This is a genomic window from Ensifer adhaerens, from assembly GCF_020035535.1.
In the GTDB taxonomy this organism is placed as follows: Bacteria; Pseudomonadota; Alphaproteobacteria; order Rhizobiales; family Rhizobiaceae; genus Ensifer.
Genome location: NZ_CP083349.1, coordinates 58554 through 81132 on the forward strand (window position 1 = coordinate 58554; position 22579 = coordinate 81132).

The 22579-nt window shown below is 63.5% G+C and carries 21 protein-coding genes; 8 read left to right on the forward strand and 13 right to left on the reverse strand.

Going from position 1 to position 22579, the window contains the following annotated elements:
• Window positions 1-132: 132 nt before the first annotated feature.
• A complete protein-coding gene (locus LAC81_RS00280) occupies window positions 133-1032 on the reverse strand; it encodes a ribokinase (protein WP_223726273.1) in 900 nt (299 codons plus the stop codon).
• Between the two features lie 51 nt (window positions 1033-1083).
• Window positions 1084-2277, reverse strand: a complete 1194-nt coding sequence (locus tag LAC81_RS00285; RefSeq protein ID WP_223726274.1) for a DNA recombination protein RmuC — start codon at window positions 2275-2277, stop codon at window positions 1084-1086.
• Between the two features lie 151 nt (window positions 2278-2428).
• Between LAC81_RS00285 and def the strand changes: the two genes are divergently transcribed.
• The 3 genes from def to truA all read left to right on the forward strand — a co-directional run bounded on the left by def (window position 2429) and on the right by truA (window position 4796).
• Window positions 2429-2953, forward strand: a complete 525-nt coding sequence (gene def, locus LAC81_RS00290) for a peptide deformylase (RefSeq protein WP_223726275.1) — start codon at window positions 2429-2431, stop codon at window positions 2951-2953.
• Window positions 2954-3117: 164 nt separating this feature from the next.
• Window positions 3118-4053 carry a methionyl-tRNA formyltransferase gene (gene fmt, locus LAC81_RS00295; protein ID WP_223726276.1) on the forward strand — a complete coding sequence of 312 codons (936 nt, stop codon included), beginning with the start codon at window positions 3118-3120 and terminating at the stop codon, window positions 4051-4053.
• Window positions 4053-4796, forward strand: coding sequence for a tRNA pseudouridine(38-40) synthase TruA (gene truA, locus LAC81_RS00300; protein ID WP_223726277.1), 744 nt, complete (start codon window positions 4053-4055; stop codon window positions 4794-4796). Before fmt ends, truA begins: the two co-directional genes overlap by 1 nt.
• Before the next feature lie 85 nt (window positions 4797-4881).
• Here the strand turns inward: truA and LAC81_RS00305 are convergent, their stop codons facing one another.
• The 5 genes from LAC81_RS00305 to LAC81_RS00325 all read right to left on the reverse strand — a co-directional run bounded on the left by LAC81_RS00305 (window position 4882) and on the right by LAC81_RS00325 (window position 12310).
• On the reverse strand, window positions 4882-5478 hold the full coding sequence (locus LAC81_RS00305) for a hypothetical protein (protein ID WP_223726278.1): 597 nt from the start codon (window positions 5476-5478) through the stop codon (window positions 4882-4884).
• On the reverse strand, window positions 5465-6658 hold the full coding sequence (gene dapE, locus LAC81_RS00310; protein ID WP_223726279.1) for a succinyl-diaminopimelate desuccinylase: 1194 nt from the start codon (window positions 6656-6658) through the stop codon (window positions 5465-5467). The genes LAC81_RS00305 and dapE overlap by 14 nt, the downstream gene beginning before the upstream one ends.
• Before the next feature lie 225 nt (window positions 6659-6883).
• Entirely contained in the window at window positions 6884-10069 is a 3186-nt protein-coding gene (locus tag LAC81_RS00315) for an efflux RND transporter permease subunit (RefSeq protein WP_223726280.1), read from the reverse strand.
• A gap of 129 nt (window positions 10070-10198) precedes the next feature.
• Complete coding sequence (locus LAC81_RS00320) at window positions 10199-11401, reverse strand: efflux RND transporter periplasmic adaptor subunit (protein WP_223726281.1); 1203 nt, start codon at window positions 11399-11401, stop codon at window positions 10199-10201.
• Window positions 11402-11485: 84 nt separating this feature from the next.
• Complete coding sequence (locus LAC81_RS00325; RefSeq protein ID WP_113536597.1) at window positions 11486-12310, reverse strand: alpha/beta hydrolase fold domain-containing protein; 825 nt, start codon at window positions 12308-12310, stop codon at window positions 11486-11488.
• A 140-nt stretch (window positions 12311-12450) separates the two neighbouring features.
• Between LAC81_RS00325 and LAC81_RS00330 the strand changes: the two genes are divergently transcribed.
• Window positions 12451-13362 carry a LysR family transcriptional regulator gene (locus LAC81_RS00330; protein WP_223726282.1) on the forward strand — a complete coding sequence of 304 codons (912 nt, stop codon included), beginning with the start codon at window positions 12451-12453 and terminating at the stop codon, window positions 13360-13362.
• Between the two features lie 3 nt (window positions 13363-13365).
• On the opposite strand, the gene LAC81_RS00335 is transcribed toward LAC81_RS00330, so the two are convergent.
• Window positions 13366-13761 carry a winged helix-turn-helix transcriptional regulator gene (locus LAC81_RS00335; protein WP_223726283.1) on the reverse strand — a complete coding sequence of 132 codons (396 nt, stop codon included), beginning with the start codon at window positions 13759-13761 and terminating at the stop codon, window positions 13366-13368.
• Between the two features lie 83 nt (window positions 13762-13844).
• Here LAC81_RS00335 and LAC81_RS00340 point away from each other — a divergent pair, with 83 nt between their 5' ends.
• Window positions 13845-14162 (forward strand): DMT family transporter, encoded by a 318-nt coding sequence (locus LAC81_RS00340; RefSeq protein ID WP_113536594.1) that lies wholly within the window; start codon window positions 13845-13847, stop codon window positions 14160-14162.
• Between the two features lie 87 nt (window positions 14163-14249).
• Here the strand turns inward: LAC81_RS00340 and LAC81_RS00345 are convergent, their stop codons facing one another.
• The 3 genes from LAC81_RS00345 to dapD all read right to left on the reverse strand — a co-directional run bounded on the left by LAC81_RS00345 (window position 14250) and on the right by dapD (window position 17602).
• On the reverse strand, window positions 14250-16217 hold the full coding sequence (locus LAC81_RS00345; protein WP_223726284.1) for a DEAD/DEAH box helicase: 1968 nt from the start codon (window positions 16215-16217) through the stop codon (window positions 14250-14252).
• Between the two features lie 139 nt (window positions 16218-16356).
• A complete protein-coding gene (locus tag LAC81_RS00350; protein WP_223726285.1) occupies window positions 16357-16740 on the reverse strand; it encodes a DUF805 domain-containing protein in 384 nt (127 codons plus the stop codon).
• Between the two features lie 4 nt (window positions 16741-16744).
• The gene (gene dapD / locus LAC81_RS00355) at window positions 16745-17602 is read right to left on the reverse strand and encodes a 2,3,4,5-tetrahydropyridine-2,6-dicarboxylate N-succinyltransferase (RefSeq protein WP_223726286.1); all 858 of its coding nucleotides are present in this window, start codon (window positions 17600-17602) and stop codon (window positions 16745-16747) included.
• Between the two features lie 368 nt (window positions 17603-17970).
• Here dapD and LAC81_RS00360 point away from each other — a divergent pair, with 368 nt between their 5' ends.
• Entirely contained in the window at window positions 17971-18870 is a 900-nt protein-coding gene (locus LAC81_RS00360; RefSeq protein ID WP_223726287.1) for an LOG family protein, read from the forward strand.
• Between the two features lie 199 nt (window positions 18871-19069).
• Here the strand turns inward: LAC81_RS00360 and LAC81_RS00365 are convergent, their stop codons facing one another.
• Window positions 19070-19591: an EF-hand domain-containing protein gene (locus LAC81_RS00365; RefSeq protein ID WP_223726288.1), complete on the reverse strand. Its 522-nt coding sequence runs from the start codon at window positions 19589-19591 to the stop codon at window positions 19070-19072.
• A 225-nt stretch (window positions 19592-19816) separates the two neighbouring features.
• Window positions 19817-20530: a pyrimidine 5'-nucleotidase gene (locus LAC81_RS00370; protein ID WP_223726289.1), complete on the reverse strand. Its 714-nt coding sequence runs from the start codon at window positions 20528-20530 to the stop codon at window positions 19817-19819.
• Window positions 20531-20687: 157 nt separating this feature from the next.
• Here LAC81_RS00370 and LAC81_RS00375 point away from each other — a divergent pair, with 157 nt between their 5' ends.
• On the forward strand, window positions 20688-21479 hold the full coding sequence (locus LAC81_RS00375) for a sterol desaturase family protein (RefSeq protein WP_223726290.1): 792 nt from the start codon (window positions 20688-20690) through the stop codon (window positions 21477-21479).
• A 155-nt stretch (window positions 21480-21634) separates the two neighbouring features.
• Window positions 21635-22549, forward strand: coding sequence for a DMT family transporter (locus LAC81_RS00380; RefSeq protein ID WP_223726291.1), 915 nt, complete (start codon window positions 21635-21637; stop codon window positions 22547-22549).
• Window positions 22550-22579: the final 30 nt, after the last annotated feature.

The window sequence follows — 22579 nt, forward strand, 5'->3', positions numbered from 1 at the left end:
AGGGCTGGAGACGGTCAAGCGCCAGAGCGTGGCAGGAAGAAAGTGCGGGCGCATTTTGCCCGCACTCGGCTTTGTTTCCGCGGAGCATTCGCATTGTAGGTCTGGGTCGATCCGACCCAGACGCGTCGCGAACTAAATGCGTGATGCCACTTCCGAGGCAAGCGGGATCGAAGGTTGTGCGCCGCGCTTGAGGCAGGCGAGCGAACCGGCAACGGCGGCACGGCGCAACGCCTCGGGGAAGGCAATGCCGGCATCCAAGCTGGCCGCGAGATAGCCGCAGAAGGTGTCGCCGGCGCCGACCGTATCCACCGGTTCGATCTTCAGGCCCTTGGCACGCTGGATTTCGCCCTCGTGCACGGCGACTACGCCATCGGCGCCAAGCGTGACGATGACGGTCTGTCCGGTCTCCGCATGGAGCGCCTTCATCGCGTCTTCGCGTTCCGCACTGCTGATGCCGCTCTTGCCGGCCAGCAGCTCGAATTCGGTCTCGTTGGCAATGACGATATCGGCCATGCGACCGAGACGTGCTGCATCCGGCGTCAGCGGCGCGATGTTGATGACCGAGCGTACGCCCTTCTGTTTGGCTGCGTTCAAGGCTTTCTCGACCGAGGCTGCGGGAATTTCGAGCTGCAGCATCAACGTGTCGCCAGGCTTCATGCCGTCGACGGCCTTCACCGCATCGGCCTCGTCGACGGTCGCATTGGCGCTGGCGACCACGACGATGACGTTTTCGCCGTCACCTCCGACGAGGATGTGGGCGGTGCCGGTCGGCTCATCTACCGTCTTGGTCAGCGACATGTCCGTGCCGGCACCCTTCAAGAGTTCCAAGGCGCCTTCGGCGAAGCTGTCGGCACCGACGGCACCCGCCATCTGCACTGTCGCTCCGGCACGTCGTGCGGCAAGCGCCTGGTTTGCGCCCTTGCCGCCGGCGGCGGTCGAAAAGCCCGTCCCGGCGACGGTCTCGCCCGGCTTCGGAAGGCGTGCGGTCGTGGCGATCAGGTCCATGTTGATGGACCCAAAAACAGTGATCATGTGAAAATTTCCCGTCGGATTAGAGAGTGGGCCGGAGAGTGCCCGAGAGCCTCAGTCCTCGTCAACCACCCGCAGACGCAATTGCCCCACCCGGTTGTCGACGGCAGCGCGCGGGTCGGTTGCCTCCTGCATGCCGCCTTCGGCCTCGAGTTCGAGCGCCTCGATCTTGGCACCGCGCCGGGTGAGTTTGCTGGACGAGATCAGAATATCCTCGACGTCCTTCTGGCTCATGGCGAAATGGCCCTGGAGCTTGCGCACGCGCTCGTCGAGACGGCCGAGGTCCTCCATCAATCTGGCGACCTCGCCCTGGATCAGATGCGCCTGCTCACGCATGCGCGCATCCTTGAGGATCGCCTGAATCACCTGGATCGACAGCAGGAGCAGGGAAGGGGAAACGATGACGATCCGCTGGCGGTGTGCCTTCTGCACGATCGCTTCGAAATGCTCGTGGATTTCGGCGAAGATCGATTCGGATGGCACGAAGAGGAACGCGGTGTCCTGCGTCTCTCCGGAGATCAGATATTTGCTGGCGATATCGCGCACATGCGTTTCCATGTCGCGGCGGAAAAGCTGGGCGATCTGCTGGCGGCGTTCGGCATCCGGTGCGTCACGCATCGCGTTCCAGGCTTCCAGCGGAAACTTGGCGTCGATGACGAGCGGCGGCTGGCCGTTCGGCATGCGGATCGTGCAGTCGGGTCGCGCGCCGTTCGACAGCGTCGCCTGGAAGGCGAAGGCGCCCATCGGCAGCCCGTCGGCGATGATCGCCTCCATGCGCGACTGGCCGAAGGCGCCGCGCGTCTGCTTGTTGGAAAGGATTGCCTGCAGCCCGGCCATGTCCTTGGCGAGCGACTGGATGTTGTTCTGGGCGTTGTCGATGACCGCCAGCCGTTCCTGCAGCCGCCTGAGGTTTTCGTGCGTCGCCTTGGTCTGTTCGGTGATCGACGCGCCGATGCGATGGGTCATGCCGTCGATGCGCTGGCTGAGCGTCTGGTTGAGTTCCGCCTGCCGCGCGCCGAAGACTTCGGCCATGGCGGCGACCCGCCCTTGCATCTCCGTCTGGGCGGCGAGCAGCATTGCCATCTGCTCCTGCCGCTCCTCGTCGCGGTTGTCCCGTCGCCGCGAAAACGCCATCAAAATTGCAACGACGACCACCAGGCCGACGGCAATCGCGAGATGGCCCAGCGTGATCGGCAAGGCGCCGATGAAAAACAGCGGCTGGGCGAAGGGGAAAGGCGCGGGTTCCATGCGCCAAACCTAACAGATTCTTTGGTTATGTGTAGATCAAAACAAGAACATTTGCGCCGTGCGGTTAACGCGGGCCTGTCCAGGAAAGGCTGCCGAAGGTGGCAAGCCAATTTCCTTGCACGCCGATGGAAAGATCGGCTATGGGAGCAGCATGACGATCAAGCCGCTTATCATCCTTCCCGATCCTGTGCTTCGCCAGGTTTCCACGCCGATCGAAACCGTCGACGCGGACGTCCGTCGTCTTGCCGACGACATGCTCGAAACCATGTACGATGCCCCCGGCATCGGCCTTGCCGCGATCCAGATCGGTGTCGCCAGGCGCATGCTGGTGCTCGACGTTTCGAAGGAAGGCGACGAGAAGACACCGCTCGTCTTCATCAATCCCGAGATCGTCGCTTCGTCCGATACCTATTCGGTCTACGAGGAAGGCTGCCTGTCGATCCCGGATTATTACGCCGAGGTCGAGCGCCCCGCGTCGATCACCGTCAAGCATCTCGACCGTGACGGCAAGCAGCAGACGATCGAGGCCGACGGCCTGCTCGCCACCTGCCTGCAGCACGAGATCGATCACCTGAACGGCGTGTTGTTCATCGATCACATCTCCAAGCTCAAGCGCGACATGGTGATCCGAAAGTTCACCAAGGCCGCCAAGACGCGCGGCGCCAAGGCGATCTGAGCCTTCGATCGCGCAAGCGGTCGCGAACAGATCGCGCGAACGGCTGAATTTGACTCCAGGAAAAGCGTGAAACGGTTTTCCGCCCGGGGTTGCCCTGTTTCAGAGAATGAGATCATTTCGCCGTTTCCCCGCATGAAGTGATCTGAGAGGACGGAGTTACCGCCTTGTCGCTTCGCATCATCTTCATGGGTACGCCGGAATTTTCCGTGCCGACGCTGGCAGCGCTCGCAGAAGCCGGTCACCAGATCGTTGCCGCCTATACGCAGCCGCCGCGGCCGGGCGGCCGCCGCGGGCTCGACCTGCAGAAGTCGCCGGTGCACCAGGCAGCCGAACTCCTCGGCATTCCCGTGCTGACGCCGCTAAACTTCAAGGACGAGGCGGATCGCCAGGCCTTCCGTGATTTCGACGCCGACGTCGCCGTCGTCGTCGCCTATGGCCTGCTTCTGCCCGAGGCCATCCTCACGGGCACCAAGCTCGGCTGCTACAATGGCCACGCCTCGCTGCTGCCGCGCTGGCGCGGTGCCGCGCCCATCCAGCGCGCGATCATGGCCGGCGATCATGAGACCGGCATGATGGTGATGAAGATGGAAAAGGGGCTCGATACCGGTCCGGTCGCTCTCACCAAGACGGTCCAGATCGGCGAGACGATGACCGGTGGCGAACTGCACGACCGGCTGATGCAGGTCGGCGCCAGCCTGATGCGGGAGGCGATGGCGAAGCTCGAGGCCGACGATCTGCCGCTGACGGTCCAGGCCGAGGACGGTGTCGTCTACGCCCAGAAGATCAGCAAGGCGGAAACCCGCATCGACTTCGCCCGTCCTTCGCGCGAGGTGCATGATCACATCCGCGGCCTGTCGCCGTTCCCGGGCGCCTGGTTCGAACTCGAAATCGCCGGCAAGCCGGAACGCATCAAGGTGCTGAACTCCGAGCCGGCTTCCGGCACGGGCGAGGCCGGAACGGTGCTCGATGACAGCCTGAAGATCGCCTGCGCCGAAGGCGCGGTTCGGCTGACCCGCCTGCAGCGCGCCGGCGGCAAGGCGCTCGGAGCGGCCGACTTCCTGCGCGGAACGCCGGTTGCGCCCGGCACGAGGGTCGGCTGATGCCGCGCTTCAAGCTGACCGTCGAATATGACGGCTCTGATTATGTCGGCTGGCAGCGGCAGGACAATGGCGAGTCTGTGCAAGGGGCGATCGAAAAGGCGATCCTGTCTCTGACCGGCGATACCGTTTCGATCCGTGGCGCCGGCCGCACCGATTCCGGCGTACACGCCAGCGGCCAGGTCATGCATGCCGATCTGACCCGTCCGTGGAAGCCCTATACGCTGCGCAATGCGCTGAACGCGCATCTGGGCCTTGCGCGCGAGCGAGTGGCGATCCTCGAGGCCGAGGAAGTGTCCGAGGAATTCGACGCCCGCTTCTCGGCGCTGCGCCGGCATTATCTCTACCGCATCATCTCACGGCCCGCGCCGCTGGCACTTGAAGCCCGGCGCGCCTGGTGGGTGCCGAAGCCGCTCGACCATGAGGCGATGCATGCGGGCGCCCAGCGCCTCGTCGGCCATCACGATTTCACCACCTTCCGCTCCGCCCATTGCCAGGCGACGAGCCCGGTGCGGACGCTCGACCGGCTGGACGTCGCGCTCGTTGGCGGCGTCATCGAGATCCGCGCGACGGCGCAGAGCTTCCTGCACAACCAGATCCGGTCCTTTGCGGGATCGCTGAAGCTGGTGGGCGAGGGCAAATGGTCGCCGGACGATTTGCAGGCAGCGCTTGAAGCGCGCAACCGCAAGGCCTGCGGCCCCGTGGCCCCGCCCGATGGGCTTTATTTCCTGCAAGTGGATTACTGATCGCGAGCCGATCCTGAAGCTCTGAAGCACGATCCTATAGCATGTCGTTATCGCAAAACCGCTGCGCACAGTTGCGCGTCACACTCTAGCTCGGGATCAGGCCGAAGAAGCGCTGCAGCAGGTCGCCGATCATCATCGAGGGCAGCAGGAATAGCGCCGTCAGCGCCGAGGCCAGCAGCGTCTGGTTGCCCGTCAGCATGCGCAGGAGCCGGAAGAGCACAGCGATGCTGACCACGAGCAGCGTCAGCCAGATCAGGCTCGTCAAGCCTTGGCTTCCGGGAATGGTGAGCCTGATCGCCGCCGGCACCGCCATCGCGTAGGAAAGCGGCACGGAGAGCCAGTTGGTGGTGACGATGATCGGCACCACTGCTCCTGCAAAACCGAGCGGACGGGACAGAATGGCGATCAGCACCAGCGGCAGCAGCCAGCTGACGAGATCGACGACCAGCAGCTTGAAGATGAAGCCTATGCCGATCACCGTCCCATCGGGCATCGCCGACAAATAGTAGAACCGCCAGGACGCCCAGGTAACGGCGATCGCCGGCAGGCACCAGAGCATCGACGTGAACGAGCGCCAGAGGCCGCTCTCGCTGAAATCGAGCCAGCGGAAACCCTCTTGGTTGCCCTGAGCCAAGAGCCAAAGGCCCTTGATATAGGCAAGCACCTCGTCAAGCAGCGGCATGGCCGAACCAGCGGAGGACGAAGGTCTCGTAAATATTGGTGAGGGTTTCGAGGTCGGCGACGGCGACACGTTCGTCGACCATGTGCATGGTCTGGCCGACCAGGCCAAACTCCACCACCGGGCAATAGTCCTTGATGAAGCGCGCGTCCGATGTGCCACCGGTCGTCGACAGCTTCGGCTGTCGGCCGGTGACAGCCTCGACGGCGCCCGAGAGCGAATCGATCAGCGCATTGTTACGCGTCAGGAAAACATGGCTCGGGCGCTCGCTCCAGGCGATTTCGTAGCGGACGGGTGCGCGATCCGGGCGCAGGCTGCCGGCCACTGCAGCGCGGTCGAGCCGTGCGATGATCTCGGCCATCAGGCTTTCGGCCGTCCAGCTGTCGTTGAAGCGGATGTTGAACGCGGCGGTGGCTTTCGCCGGAATGACGTTGACCGCGCCATTGCCGACATCGATCGTCGTCACTTCCAGGTTCGATGCCTGGAAGCTCTCGGTGCCGTTGTCGAACGGCGGATCCATCAGCGCCTGCGTCAATTGCAGGATGCCGCGCACGGGGCTGTCGGCGAGATGCGGATAGGCCGCATGCCCTTGCATGCCGTGGACGGTGATGCGGCCCGAGAGCGAGCCGCGGCGGCCGATCTTGATCATGTCGCCGAGCTGGTCGGGGTTGGTCGGCTCGCCAACGAGGCAGGCGTCCCAGCGCTCGCCCTTGTCTGCCGCCCATTGCAAGAGTTTGGTGGTGCCGTTGATCGCCGGTCCCTCTTCGTCACCGGTGATGAGGAAGGAGACCGACCCCTTCGGCGCGCCATGTTTTTCGATGTGGCGGGCGACCGCCGCGACGAAGCAGGCTATGCCGCCCTTCATGTCGACGGCGCCGCGGCCGTACATTTCGCCGCTGGCGATCTCGGCCGAAAACGGCCCATGGCTCCAGGCGGCTTCGTCGCCAACCGGGACGACATCGGTATGACCGGCGAACATCAGATGCGGGCCTTCGGTACCGAGCCGTGCATAGAGGTTCTCGATGTCGGGCGTGCCGACGTCCTTTGCCACCACGCGGTCGACCGTAAAGCCGAGCGGCTTCAGCATGGCCTCGAGGGCGGAAAGCGCTCCGCCTTCGGCCGGCGTGACCGAGGGGCAGCGAATGAGAGTGGCGAGATTGGCGATTGGATCGGTGGGGGTCATCTAACGCTATGCCGTCTGCTTGGCCGCTGGAGCCAATGGAATGGAGGCTGCTGGTTTATCCGATCGTCAGTGAACTGTCACGTGGGATGGGCACCGCTACGCGGCAGGGCGATTTGTCCCGCGGGATGCAATGCGGCGCCGCGCCTGGGCGGAGGCGCAGCGCCGCAGCTTCAACGGGCCGGAGTGATCCGGCCCGCCTGAAGATCGTGAAAGGGAAGGAGAGGCTTACTCTCCCGGCGCGAGATGCGGCGCCTCGATATGGGCTCCGGCGTGTTTCAAGGGCCGCTCGCCGGTGAGCTTGCGGATCAGCACGTAGAAGACCGGGGTCATGAAGATGCCGAACGCCGTGACGCCGATCATGCCGGCAAAGACCGCGACACCCATGGCCGAGCGCATTTCTGCACCCGCGCCGGTGGACATCACCAAGGGTACCACGCCCATAATGAAGGCCATCGAGGTCATCAGGATCGGGCGCAGACGCAGCCGGCTCGCCTCGATCGCTGCCTTCACCGGCGTGCTGCCTGAGAGTTCCAGTTCGCGGGCGAACTCGACGATCAGGATGGCGTTCTTCGCCGATAGGCCGACCAGCACGATCAGACCGATCTGGGTGAAGACGTTGTTGTCGCCTCCCGTCAGCCAGACGCCCACCAGCGCCGCCATGATGCCCATCGGCACGATCAGAATGATCGAGATCGGCAGCGTCAGGCTCTCATACTGTGCGGCAAGCACGAGGTAGACGAGCAGCAGCGCCAGCGGGAAGACGAGCAGGCCCGAGTTGCCGGCCAGGATCTGCTGGTAGGTGAGATCCGTCCATTCGAAGCCGATGCCGGGCGGCAGAGTTTCGGCGGCGATCTTCTCGATGGCAGCCTGAGCCTGGCCGGACGAGAAGCCCGGTGCCGGGCCGCCATTGATGTCGGCCGACAGGAAGCCATTGTAGCGGATCGCCCTTTCGGCGCCGACCGTCTGCTCGACCTTCAAGAGTGCCGACAGCGGGATCATCTCGCCGGACTGCGAACGCACCTTCAGCTTGCCGATGTCGTCGGCATGGCTGCGGTAGTTGGCGTCCGCCTGGATGCGCACGCTGTAGGTGCGGCCGAAGGCGTTGAAGTCGTTGACGTAGAGCGAGCCCAAGTAGATCTGCAGGGTCTCGAAGACGTCGGTGACGGCCACGCCAAGCTGGCGCGCCTTGACGCGGTCGAGGTCGGCATAGAGCTGCGGCACGTTGATCTGGTAGCTCGAATAGAGCCCGGCCAGTTCAGGTGTCTGGTAGGCCTTGGCGAGGAACGCTTTGGTTGCCTCGTCGAGCGCCTGGTAGCCGAGGCCGTTCTTGTCCTCGAGCTGCAGCTTGAAGCCGCCGGTCGTGCCGAGGCCCTGGACGGGCGGCGGTGGGAACATGGCGATGAAGGCATCCTGGATCGCGCCGAATTCCTGGTTGAGCTGCATGGCGATCGCGCCGCCGGACAGTTCGGGCGTCTTGCGTTCCTCGAAGGGCTTCAGGGCGACGAAGACGATGCCGGAGTTCGACGAGTTGGTGAAGCCGTTGATCGACAGGCCCGGGAAGGCGATGGCGTTCTCGACACCCGGATGCTTGAGCGCGATCTCGCTCATGCGCTTGATCACGTCTTCCGAGCGATCGAGCGTCGCTGCGTCCGGAAGCTGGGCGAAGCCGATCAGGTACTGCTTGTCCTGCGCCGGCACGAAGCCGCCGGGGATGGCGCGGAACAGCGTGAAGGTCACGCCGAGCAGCACCACATAGACGACCATGATCAGCGACTTGCGGGTCAGGATCCGTCCGACGCCGCGGCCGTAGGCTTCCGAGCTTGCCCCGAAGAAGCGGTTGAAGCCGCGGAAGAACCAGCCGAACAGCTTGTCCATGGCCCGCGTCAGCCAGTCCTTCGGCGCGTGGTGGTCCTTCAAGAGAAGGGCGGCCAGAGCCGGCGACAGCGTCAGCGAATTCAGCGCCGAGATCACCGTGGAGATCGCGATTGTCAGCGCGAACTGACGATAGAACTGGCCGGTGAGACCGGTGATGAAGGCAAGCGGGACGAAAACGGCGACGAGCACCAGCGCGATTGCGATGATCGGACCCGAGACTTCCTGCATGGCGCGGTAGGTCGCCTGAACAGGCGACAGGCCCTGCTCGATATTGCGCTCGACGTTCTCGACCACCACGATCGCGTCGTCGACGACGATGCCAATCGCCAGCACCAGGCCGAAGAGGCTGAGCGCGTTGATCGAGAAGCCGAAGACATACATCACCGCGAAGGTACCGACGATCGAGACCGGAACGGCGACGAGCGGGATGATCGAGGCGCGCCAGGTCTGCAGAAAGACGATGACGACGATGACGACGAGGGCGATCGCTTCGAGCAGCGTATGGATGACCGACTCGATCGAGGCGCGCACGAACTGGGTCGTGTCATAGACGATTTCGTAGTCGACGCCCTCGGGCATGGTCAGCTTCAGCTCGGCCATGGCCTTGTGCACGTTTTCGGAGATCTGGATCGCGTTCGAACCCGGCGCCTGGAAGATGCCCATGCCGACGGCCGGCTTGTTGTCGAGCAGCGAGCGCAGTGAATAGTCGGCAGCACCCATCTCGACGCGTGCGACGTCGCCAAGCCGGGTCACTTCGCCCTCGGCGCCGGATTTGACGACGATGTTGGCGAAATCCTCAGGCGTCTGCAGACGCCCTTGCGCGTTGACGGAAAGCTGCAGGTCGAGGCCCGGAACCGACGGCGAGGCGCCGATAACGCCTGCCGCCGCCTGGACGTTCTGGCCACGCACCGCATTGGCGATGTCGCTTGCCGCAAGGCCGCGCTCGGCCGCCTTCTGCGGATCGATCCAGACGCGCATCGAATAATCGCCGCCGCCGAAGATCTGCACCTGGCCGACACCGTCGATGCGGGCCAGCCGATCCTTGACGTTCAGCACACCGTAGTTGCGCAGATAGTTGATGTCGTACTGGCCGTTCGGCGAGATCAGATGGACCACCAGCGTCAGGTCGGGCGAGCTCTTGACGGTCGTGACGCCGAGGCGGCGCACTTCCTCGGGCAGCCGCGGCTCGGCCTGCGAGACGCGGTTTTGCACGAGTTGCTGGGCCTGGTCCGGGTCGGTGCCGAGTTCGAAGGTGACGGTCAGCGTCATCAGGCCATCGGCGGTCGCCTGGCTCTGCATGTAGAGCATGCCTTCGACGCCATTGATCTGTTCTTCGAGCGGTGTCGCCACCGTCTCGGCGATCACGGCCGGGTTGGCGCCCGGGTACTGCGCACGCACGACGATCTGCGGCGGAACGACTTCGGGATATTCGGAGATCGGCAGACCGGTCATGCCGATCAGGCCGGCCACGAAGATCAGGACCGAAAGGACGCCCGCGAAGACCGGGCGGTCGACGAAGAAGCGTGAGAAATTCATGGTATCCCCCTTGGGACGTTTTAGGCAGACCTCGGGCGTTCGCGGCAAAATCTTCGCCACGCGGCATAGTCTGCTGAGTGATGCCTTGGCTGGCTGCTCGCCGCGCTCAGCGGGGAGCAGCCAGGACCATTACTTGGCGATCGAAGCGGTCGTTTCCTCGACCTGCTGTGGCGCGACGACAACGCCCGGGCGAACCCGCTGCAGGCCGTTGACGACGATGTTCTCGCCGGACTTCAGGCCGCTTTCGACGATGCGCAGACCGTCGGAATTCGGTCCGAGCTTGACCTGGCGATACTCGACCTTGTTGTCGGTACCGACGACGAAGACGAACTTCTTGTCCTGGTCGGAACCGATGGCGCGGTCGCTGACCACAAGCTTCTCCTCGGGGTCCGGCTCGCCGATGCGGATACGGACGAACTGTCCGGGGATCAGCTTGCCTTCGGCGTTTTCAAGCGCCGCACGCACCCGGATCGTGCCGGTCGCCGCATCCACCTCGTTGTTGATGAGCTGGATATGGCCTGTGATCGGCGTGCCGTCGTCCGCAGCGGTGCCGACCTGCACCGGGAGACGCTCGATCGCGCTGCCGCCGGCGGATGCCGCGAGCTTCGCAAGCGCGGTGGTCACCACCTCTTCGCTGGCGTTGAAGCTCGCATAGATCGGGTCGACCGAGACGAGTGTCGTCAGCACCGGCGAAGCGGAGCCGGCTGCAACAAGGTTGCCGGCGGTGACGTCGAGCCGGCCGACGCGGCCGGAGATCGGCGCGCGAACCTCGGTATATTGCAGGTCGAGTTCGGCCGTGCGCAGCGCGGCCTTGGCCGAGCGCACTTCCGCCTGCGCCTCGTCATAGGCGCTGGCGCGCTGGTCGACGCTGCTCTGCGGCACGGCGCTGGTGGTCACCAGCTTGCGGCCGCGCTCGAGTTCGATCTTGGCGAGCGCCACGCGCGCTTCTGCTGCCTCGACCTGGGCCTTCGCCCGCTCGACGGCGGCGGCATAGGGCTCGGGATCGATCGTCACCAGGAGGTCGCCCTGCTTCACGAGTGCACCTTCACGGAAGTGCGCCTTGAGGATGGCGCCGCCGACGCGCGGGCGAACTTCCACGCGCTCGATCGCTTCGAGACGGCCGGAGAATTCTTCCCAGGTGGTGATGCGCTTGGACTGCGCCCGCGCCACCGAGACCGGCACGGCCGGAGGTGGCGCCGTGGCGGTCTCGGTGGCGGCGTCGGCTTCGAAATGCTGCGGCAGGCCGAGCATGACGGCACCACCGCCGGCGACAGACAAAAGGATACTCAGGCCGGCGCCCCAGAGGGCCCGGCGGGTCACTGTCGATGTCATCTTTTCTCTCCTTGCCGGTTGGGAGCCGGCGCTTTGCTTTCGATGTCAGATCGAGGGAATGGGCTGGGTGATCGCCGCCCTCGTCTAACGCACCGTCATTTCCGCCGGCTTCGCCCCCGTCTTCTGGAAGAAACGGGAGAAGATGCCGGTAATCTCTTGGCGCTGTGCCGGCCAGCCTTCGCCGGAAGCCGCACTTTGCGGCAACCATCCGGCTCGTCCGGGCAGGACATGGGATTCGACCGTCACGCCGGCCTGCCGCAGGCGCTCGGCATAGGCTTCGGCCTCGTCGCGCATCGGACACTCTTCGCTGGTCACAATCAGCGAGGGCACAAGGCCGGCGAGCCGCGTGCAGTGGGCCGGTGCGGCGTAAGGGTGTGTGAAGCCGCCGCTTTGGCCGAGATAACGCTGCCATCCGTCGGCGATCGATTGCGCCGAGGATTGCGGACAGTATTGCCGGAACGATTCCGTCGCCAGGCATGGGTCGAGCATCGGCGATAGCAGGATCTGGCCCTTGAGATCGGTCAGATACTGGTCACGCGCCATCAGCGCGGCGCCGGCGGCGACATTGCCGCCCGCCTCTTCGCCAGCCACGAACAGCGACGACTTCTTGTGCGCGAACTGCGGGCAGCGTGAGCGCATCGACGACAACATGGCATAGGCGACATCAAGCGCCGCGGGAAACGGATTGAGGCAGGCCGCGGAGTATTCGGGAGAGATCACCACCGCTCCGGCTGCCGCGAGCGCCTCGGCGACACGCTCACCGGCGGCGATCGTTCCGCCGACGAAGGAGCCGCCATGCAGGTGCAGCACGACCGGCGGCGGATTGAGCAAAGCTTCGCCGCGGTAGACACGTGCCGTGCAGCAGCCTTGGCCGGTCTGCATCGTCTCCACTTTGAACAGTTCGCCCATCTCTCTTGCCTTCGGCCCGAGCTCAACCCACATGTGGCGACAACAAGCCACGATAGGAGAATAACATTGTCTTCTGTCTGGAATAGTCTTTTCAAACTGACTACACTATTCGTATTCTCGAACAATCACGGCTCTTGAAAATGGACCAGCTCACGGCCATACGCGCGTTCCTCCGGGTCGTCGAGACCGGAAACTTCACCCGCGCCTCCGCTTCGCTGAATATGCCCAAGGCAACGCTTACCAATCTCATCCAGGGCTTGGAGGCACATCTGCGCACGAAGCTCCTCAACCGCACCACCCGCCGGGTGCTGGTGACGCCGGACGGCGCACTCTACTACGAACGCGCCGCACGCTTGCTGACCGATCTCGACGAACTCGACGGCAGTCTTTCGAGCGCCCAGACCCTGCCGAAGGGGCGGCTCAGGGTGGAAATGGCAAGCGCGATTGCCAACCTGATCGTCATCCCGGCGCTGCCGGAGTTTCACAAGCGCTATCCAGACATCCAGATCGATCTCGGTGTTTCGGACAGGACGGTCGACTATGTGGCGGAAAACGTCGATTGTGCCATCCGCATCGGCGCGCTCACGGACCAGTCGCTGATCGCGCGGCGCATCACCGAGATGAGCTTCGTCGCGTGCGCCGCCCCCGACTATCTCCAACGCCACGCGGTGCCGCAGCATCCGTCGGACCTTTCGAAGAACTGCTATGTCGTCGGCTATTTCCGGCCACAGACCGGCCAGCAGATGCCGTTCTATTTCAAGCGCGGCAACGAAGAGATCGAGGTGAACGGGCGCTACACCGTGGCGGCCAACGAAGCGACCACCTATCTCGCGGCGGCAAGGGCCGGCCTCGGCGTCATTCAGGCGCCCCGCTTCATGGTGCGCGACGACCTCGTGTCCGGCGCCATGCGGCCTGTTCTGGAGGATTGGGAGGTCGAATCCATGCCGATCTATCTGGTCTATCCACCGAACCGGCACCTGAGCAGCCGCCTGCGCGTCTTTGCCGATTGGGTGGTCAAGGTCGTCGCCCAGTCGCAGCTCGATGCCGCCTGAGCTTCATGTGCCGCGGTCGGCGTCGTAGCGTTCGCGTGCGGCATCCAGCGCACCGAAATGCGTCTCCGCCCAGCGGTCGAGCACCAGCAGGGTTTCGCTGAGAGAACGGCCGACTGGGCTCAGGCTGTATTCCACATGCGGTGGCACGGTCTTCTTGTCCTCGCGGATCACGAGGCCATTGCGCTCCAGCTCCTTCAAAGTCTGCGTCAGCATCTTTTGCGAGATGTCGCCGAGCCGGCGCATCAGAGCGGCGTTGCGCATCGGTCCGCCTTCAAGCGCCGAGATGATCAGCATCGGCCACTTGCCGGCGACGAGCTCCAGCGCGTGGCGTGACGAACAGGTCGGATCGAAGACGTCGGGAATGGATGTCGCGGGCGCTGATGTGTCGGGATTTTCCATAGTTACCAAAAGGTGCGTAATTGTTATCTGGTGCCTATGCTATCAGCTTGTAGGCCATGTGAGAATTCCAATGGAGACGAAACATGGCATGGATCATTCTGATAGTGGCGAGCCTCATCGAGATCGTCATGGGGCTGGCGCTGAAATATGCGGAGGGCTGGACGAAACTGGTGCCGAGCGTGATCGGCATCGCCGCAGCACTCGGCAGCGTCTACCTCCTGACGATCGCGATGCGGGACCTGCCCGCCGGCACCGCCTACGCCGCCTGGACCGGTATCGGCTCGGTCGGCATCACCGTGCTCGGCATTGTGCTCTTCGGCGATCCGGTGTCATGGATGCGCATCACCTGCATTGCAATGATCATCGTCGCCGTCGCCGGCCTTCGGTTCCTCGAAGCCTGACGGCGCCGCTTTGCCGGTCCCTGAAACGAAAAACGCCGCGATCGGATCGCGGCGTTTTTCGTTTGTCGGAGATGTCTCGTGTCGAGCTTAGCCCTGACGGTTCTTGGCGTTGTTGCCCTTGTTCTTGGCCTTTGGCTTGAAGCCGTCCTTGCCGCCCTGCGGCTTGTCCTTCTTCTTGCTCCAGGGCTTGTCTGCGCCCTTGGCCGGCGGCCGGTCCTCGGTGTAGGCCGGTCCTTCGGAGTATCCGGCCTTCTTTTCGAACTTGCGCTTCGGCTTGAAGTCGCCGCGGTCGTCATTGCGAGGAGCGTCGTCGGAAAAGGGGCGCTTCTTGGCAAAGCCCGGCTTATCCTTGGAAAAGTTTGGCTTGTCCTTGGAATAGGCAGGCTTTTCCTGGCGCTGCTGCGAAAGGTCGGGTGCACCGGCGAGCGGCTTCACGCGGATGCCTTTTTCCAGCATCTTGTCCTTGCCGATGGCCGACAGGAAGCGTTCGGCGCCATCGGCCGTCATTTCCACGAAGGTCTCTTCCTGCTGCATGCGGATCGCGCCGATGTCGCGCTTGGTCAGCTTGCCGTGGCGGCAGAGCATCGGGATCAACCAGCGCGGTTCCGCACTCTGCTTGCGGCCGACCGAGAGCGAGAACCAGCTGCCGTCGCTGAAATCGGCCCGGTCGGCGCCGAAGTCCTCGCGCGGTGCACGATCATCACGCGGTGCGCGTTCGTCGCGGCGCGGCTTGGCGCCGACTGCGACTTCGATCAGGTCTTCCGGAGCGGACCGTCCCGAACGGAACTGTCGCACGAAGGCGGCGGCCATCTGTTCGGCGCCATGACGCTCGAGCAGCGCTGCCACGATCGCCTGCTCGTCCTCGCGGATCGGCTCGGCCAAGCTCGTATCGGCAAGCAGACGCTCGTCGTCACGCTGGCTGACTTCGTCGGCCGACGGCGGGCGTGCCCAGGTCGCGGTGATCCGGCCGCCGTCGAGCAGGCGCTCGGCCTTGCGGCGCTGGTTGACCGGAACGATCAGCGCGCTGACGCCCTTCTGACCGGCACGTCCGGTGCGGCCGCTGCGGTGAAGCAGCGTCTCGGAATTGGTCGGCAGATCCGCGTGAATGACCAGTTCCAGGCCCGGCAGGTCGATGCCGCGGGCAGCGACGTCGGTGGCAATGCAGACGCGGGCGCGGCCGTCGCGCATGGCCTGCAGCGCATGGGTGCGCTCGTTCTGGCTGAGCTCGCCCGAAAGCGCCACCACCGAGAAGCCGCGATTGTTGAAGCGGGCGGTCAGATGGTTGACCGCTGCACGCGTCGAACAGAAGACGATGGCGTTCTTCGCTTCGTAGTAGCGAAGCACGTTGATGATCGCGTTCTCGCGATCGTTCGGAGCAACGGTCAGCGCGCGATATTCGATGTCGACATGCTGCTTCTGTTCGGAAGCGGTGCTGATGCGCACGGCATCGCGCTGGTAGTTTTTCGCAAGCGTCGCGATCGACTTCGGCACGGTGGCCGAGAACATCAGGGTACGGCGGTCTTCCGGGGATTCTTCCAGAATGAACTCGAGATCCTCGCGGAAGCCGAGATCGAGCATCTCGTCGGCCTCGTCAAGCACGATGGCCCGCAGCGACGAAATGTCGAGCGAGTTGCGGCGGATGTGGTCGCAGAGACGGCCGGGCGTGCCGACGACGATGTGGGCGCCGCGCTCGAGCGTGCGCTTCTCGGTGCGCATGTCCATGCCGCCGACGCAGGAGGCGATAGTCGCACCGGTTTCGCCGTAGAGCCATTCAAGCTCGCGCTTGACCTGCAGCGCCAGTTCGCGCGTCGGCGCGATGGCGAGCGCCAGCGGTGCACCGGCCGAGCCGAAACGGCGCTCGTTGCCGAGCAGCGTCGGCGCCAGCGCCAGGCCGAAGGCCACCGTCTTGCCGGAACCGGTCTGCGCGGAAACCAGCGCGTCGCGCTCGGCGAGTTCCGGGTCGCGCATCGCCTGTTGAACCGGCGTCAATTCGTTGTAACCGCGTTTTGCCAACGCCTCGGCGATCGCAGGCGCGATCCCTTCGAATTCAGTCATATCTTGTCTTTCGGATTTCGGTCGTCATGCCCAGGACGATCGGATCGTCATCGGCGCGAATTGCCGTGGCCAACACGTCGCGGGCCTGTCATGGCGCGCTACATACGCGCTCGCACGGTTCTTGTACAGGGGCGAAGGGTCAGGGGCCGGGTTCGTCGCTGCGCACGCCGAATTCGTTGGGTCCCTGCTCCCCCGGCCAAAGGCAAAGGGCGAGGAAGACGACCGGGCTGAGAACGGGGATGAACAGACAGAGCGAGAGCGGGCCGGGATAGCCGATATCGTGCAGGCGCTTGATTGCCAGCATGGCGATCGAGGGCAGGGAGACGATCGCCGAGATGGCGAACGCCAGTGTCCAGAGGGCGAGCGCCGTCTCGTATTCCTCGTTGGCAACCATCCTGGCGACGATGAAACCGCCGATCAGAAACCAGAACAGCCAGGAGAGAAAGAAGGGCAGACGGCCGATGCGGCCGGAGGGGCTGAAGAACAGCCAGGTCATGCTCGGCTGCGGCCCCTCCGGTGTCATCGCATCAGTCTCGGAGCAGTTCGTTGATACCGGTCTTCGACCGGGTCTTTTCGTCGACGCGCTTGACGATGACGGCGCAATAGAGGTTCGGTGCGGGCTGGCCGTTGCCCATGGTCGAGCCCGAAGGCATCGAGCCTGCGACGACGACGGAATAGGGCGGAACTTCGCCATAGGTCACCTCGCCGGTGGCGCGGTCGACGATCTTGGTCGACTTGCCGATGAACACGCCCATGCCAAGGACCGAGCCCTCGCGCACGATGCATCCTTCGACGACTTCCGAGCGGGCGCCGATGAAGCAATTGTCCTCAATGATCGTCGGGCCCGCCTGCATCGGCTCCAGAACGCCGCCGATGCCGACGCCGCCCGAGAGATGCACGTTCTTGCCGATCTGGGCGCAGGAGCCGACGGTCGCCCAGGTGTCGACCATCGTGCCTTCACCGACATAGGCGCCGAGGTTGACGAAGGAGGGCATGAGGATCGCGTTGGGAGCGATATAGGCCGAACGGCGCACGACGCAGTTCGGAACGGCGCGGAAGCCGGCCTTTTCGAATTCGTTGACGCTCCAGCCATCGAACTTCGACGGCACCTTGTCCCACCAGACGGACTGGCCCGGGCCGCCCTTGACGATTTCCATCGGGTTGAGCCGGAAGGACAGGAGTACCGCCTTCTTCAGCCACTGATTGACCGTCCACACGCCATCCTCGCCGCGTTCGGCGACGCGGACCTTGCCGCTGTCGAGCAGGTTCAGAGATGTTTCCACGGCGTCGCGCACTGCGCCACGCGTTCCGGTGTTGATGGAATCGCGGTCTTCAAAGGCGGTCTCGATCGTCTGCGACAGGGAGGCGAGGTCGTGGTTGTTCATCGGAATTCCTTAAAGTTCGGCGGTTATCCTGCGAAAGCTCTACTGCATAATTCCTTAAATCGGAATCGATTTAAGGACAAAAACATGCAGCAGTTCAGAGTGCTACAGCGACCTTGCGCGCCTTGAAGGGAACGCGGCGCTGTAGAGCGTGATCCTGAAAAGTTGAAGGGCTTTTCGGGTTCATACGCCCCGCCGGGGCTTGGCAAGTCTCGGCGAGTCCGGCACTACAGCGCCGCGCACCGGTGCAGGATGCGCAAGGGCCGCTGCGACGCGTTGATGCGTTTGCGACCTTCATGACCGAGGAAACAGGATAGGACGCGTCCGGACGAGATGCAGATTGTCCGGAACGCGACGGGAAAGACGACACTATGGCACGTATGAAGAAACGCGCGCTGCGCCGCAAGGACGGGGTCTGGGATCCGCTGGCCGACAGCACGCAGAGCCGGCAGCGCGCGCAGACGGTTCCGGTCACGCCGCAATCGGCCTCGCCCTCCTATCGCCTCGCCTATATTGACGACGATTTCCTGTGCCGCGAGGAGCTGCGCCCCATCCGCCTGCAGCTCGAGCTGCTGAAGACCGAAATGATGCTCGAAGAGCGCGGTATCAACTCGACCGTGGTGATGTTCGGCGGCGCCCGCATCCCTGAGCCCGGCGGTGATGCCTGGGCTGCAAAGAACGAGACGCAGCGCAAGAACCTGGAAGCCGCCTCGGTCTATTACGAGGAAGCGCGCAAGTTCGCGCGAATCTGCTCGGAGCACTCGGCCAAGCTGGGTCACAAGGAATATGTTGTGGTCACCGGCGGTGGGCCGGGTGTGATGGAGGCGGGCAACCGCGGCGCGGACGATGTCGGCGCCCCGTCGATCGGCCTCAATATCGTGCTGCCGCATGAGCAGGCGCCGAACCGTTTCGTGACGCCGGAACTGTCGTTCAACTTCCACTACTTCGCCATCCGCAAGATGCACTTCCTCTTGCGCGCCAAGGCCGTCACCGTTTTTCCCGGTGGCTTCGGTACGCTCGATGAACTCTTCGAAACGATGACGCTGATGCAGACCGGTCGCCTGGCGCTGGTACCGCTCATTCTGTTCGGCGAGAAATTCTGGCGCTCGATCATCAACTTCGACGCACTTGCCGAGTTCGGCACGATCGCGCCCAACGACGTTGACCTGGTACAATTCGTCGAAACGGCGGATGAGGCCTGGGAGATCATTTCCCGCTTCTACGAAACAGTCGACCCGAAGTCGGTGCCGATGGCGAACGGACGACGCTAGCGTTCGCGGCCCGATCGGGCCCGCCTTCGTCAGATGAAAAGACAATGCCGCGCGCCTAGCTGGCGCGCGGCATTGTCTTTTTGGGAGGATTGGTTCTTGGGAATTCACGCCTCCCCCTGGCGATCGCGTCCGATGCGAGGGGGAGGCGCCACGCAGACGACACGCTCCACCGGGCGGGAGAGCGCGTCATCATCCGGGTTTAGATCTTCTTGGTGAAATCGGCGGCATCGATGACGCCGTCCCCGTTCTTGTCATGCCGTTTGAACATCGTCTCGGCGGCGCTCGAAACTTCGTTCTCGCTCAAGGATCCGTTACCGTCGGTGTCGACACGCTTGAAGGCTTTCGGCCGGAGACCCGGCAGCATGCCGGGGTGAACTTCCTTCAGCTTGGCAAGTGCTGCCTCGCGCTCGGTGCCGCTCTTGTCCTTGGCTTCGCGCCAGGCTTTGCGCGCCTCGCGGAAGGCTTCGCGTTTCGCCTTCATCTCGTCGGCGCTGATCTGGCCGTCACCATTGGTGTCGAAGGTCTTGAAATTGGCGGCGACACGCGCCTGGAACTCGTCCAGGCTGACCTTCTGGTCCTTGTTGGTGTCGAGCCGCTGGATCATGCGTTCGCCGCGCTGCTCGGGCGTCAGCTTTTCGCGCGCTGCAAAGGACGGGGCGGCCATTCCGGTGACGGCTACGGCCAGTGCGGTCACACCGAGGATCAGGGTCTTTTTCGGCATCATGCTTCCTTTCGATCGGGTTGTCCCTGATCGAAAGGATAGACGGAGCCGCGCGCCGTACCAGTTAAACTTTTGTAATTTAAGTCATTGGCCGAAAAGGGGTTTTTCGGCGGCCAAATTGTGTCGGAGCGGCTTGGAAATGTGCTTGCGGTCGTCCTCCCGCCGGTATCCCGCTCGCACCTGTGAGAAGCGATTTCGGGTCGATCCGACCCAAATGATCGTGACCTAGAGGCCGGTGACCAGACGGCGCAGGAAGCTGGTGAGATCTTCCGTCACGTAGTCGATCTGCTCGTCGGTGTCGTTCGACTTCTCCCAGGATTCAGCAAAGGTGTATTCGAGATTGCGCGGCACGAGCAGCACCGTCTTCATGCCCAGCGCCTTCGGCACCAGGAGGTTGCGCGGCAGGTCCTCGAACATCACCGCGTTGCGGGTGTCGACCCGGTGCAGGCTCATGAACTTGTCATAGGTTTCACCGGCCGGCTTCGGTACGAAATCGGCAGCGACGATGTCGAAGATGTCGTTGAATTGGTCGAGGATGCCGAGCGCCCGCGCGGTCATCTCCGCATGTGCGACGCTGCCATTGGTGAAGATGAACTTGCGGCCGGGCAGCGACTTGATGGCTTCGCCGAGCGCCGGATCCGGCGGCACGATGCTGTAATCGATCGCATGCGCCTGCTCGAGGAATTCATTCGGATCGATGCCGTGGTGGACCATCAGTCCCTTCAGCGTCGTGCCGTGGTCGCGGTAGTAGTCCTTCTGCAGCTTCTTTGCGTCCGCCGGATCCAGCGACAGCAGTTTCGCCACATAGGCCGTCATGTTGCGGTCGATCTGCGCAAACAGGTTGACGTGATGCGGATAGAGCGTGTTGTCGAGGTCGAACACCCAGTCGGTGACGTGGGCGAAGTCGGAATGGGTCGGCAGGCGGTCGAGCTTTTTCATGACCGCCTTATGACACGGGGAACGGTGGCGGCAAATGGGAAAAACGCGGACAACTGCACGAGGCTGCAATGTTGGCGCATAGAATTCCACTTTGAATTGCCGAATCGGCGTGGCATCTTCCAGCACGCGGTTTTGGCTCGGGGGAATGCAGGCGCCAATGTCGGACGAACGTTTCTATCTGCTGTTCCTGTTGGGATTCTATGCGTTCACCGTCGTCACGTACTTTGCCCTGGGCTACGGCCTGACCTGGTTCAACCAACGCAATCCAGAGCGAAAGATCCAGAAGGGGCGCAGTTCCGACAAGCGCCGCAACGCTGAAATCCGCCAGAGCCTGGCGTCGATGTTCAGTGCCTGCCTGCCGTTGACGATCGGCCTCTACGCCCAGCAGAAGGGCTGGGCACCGGCGCCCTGGAACCTCACCTGGTGGAATGCAGTGCCGCTCTTCGTGCTCTGCATGTTCCTCTACGACACCTGGTTCTATTTCATGCACCGGCTGCTGCACACCAGGTGGCTCTATCCGTTGCACGCCCTGCACCACAAAAGCGTCGCGCCGACGATCTGGAGCACCTATTCGGAGGATGTCTTCGACAACTTCCTGCTGCAGAGCTATTCGGCCGTCGTCGTCTTTCTCGTCCCGTTTCCGCCCGCGATCCTCATCGGGCACCGGCTGTTCGAGCATTTCAACGGCATGTTCGGGCATTGCGGCTTCGAGTATTTCGCAGCGTCGACGGCGCGTTATCCGTCGCCCCTGCTGTGCACGACTTTCCACGATCAGCATCATTCCGCGTTCCGCTACAACTACGGCAACTATTTCTCCTTCTGGGACCGCGTGCTCGGCACGATCTCGCCGCACTATGATCAGCGGGTGAAGACCTTCGAAGAAGAAGGGCCGTCGCTCTCCCTCAAGCCGGTCAATACTCCGGTGGAGGCTGCAGAGAAGGCGGACTGAAACCCCAAGATCCGGAGTTCTTGGCAATAGCCGGACCTGTGTGTTAGATGGCTTGATCTTCCTTGAAACAGTGAAGCGATCCAACTCCCTGAAATTATGTAATTTCAGGCGAATGACCGTTTCACACTCTTCCTGAATTGCTCTCGCTCGCAGCCATGGAAACCTGGGTCCTCATCACCGTCGCCGCGGCATTCCTTCAGAATGTCCGCTCGGCCATGCAGAAACACCTGAAAGGCGTCATGGGCACGACCGGCGCAACCTTCGTGCGGTTCGGCTTCGGCCTGCCTTTCGCCTTCCTTTATCTGTTCCTGCTCTGGCAGGTGGCGGGCCGTCCGCTGCCGGTGCCAAACGGCACCTTCTTCCTCTGGGCCGTCATCGGCGGGCTGGCGCAGATCGCCGCGACCTTCCTGCTCGTCCATCTCTTCTCCTTCCGCAACTTCGCCGTCGGCACCGCCTATTCGCGTACCGAGCCGGCTCAGGCGGCCCTTTTCGGGCTGATCTTCCTCGGGGAGAAGGCAAGCGAGGGCACGCTGGTGGCAATCGCCATCTCGGTCATCGGCGTCATGCTGATCTCGGTGGCGCGCACCACCCTGAGCCCGCGCACGCTGGTGACCTCGGTATTCTCGCGCACGGCTGGCATCGGCCTGTTGTCCGGCACCTTCTTCGGTCTTTCGGCCGTCTCCTATCGTTCGGCCTCGCTGGCGCTGGCGCCGAGTCTTCCGGCGCCGGACTACGTGATGCAGGCGAGCTATACGCTCGGTTTCGTCATCCTTCTGCAGACTATCGTCATGCTCATCTGGATCGTGCTTCGCGAGCGTGACGAGCTGCCGCGTATCGCGGCTGCCTGGAAACCGGCCTTCATCGTCGGCTTCGTCGGGGCCTCTGCTTCCTTCGGCTGGTTCATGGCGATGACGCTGCAGCAGGCAGCCGTGGTCAAGGTCGTGGCCCAGGTGGAAATGCTCTTCACCTTCGCTTCGTCTTTCTTCATCTTCCGCGAATGGATCAACCGGCTGGAGCTCTTCGGCTGCCTGTTGATCGTTCTTGGCGTGGTGATGCTCGTCCTGATCTGAAAAATAGACGCCCGAAAACCGGCGCCGCTG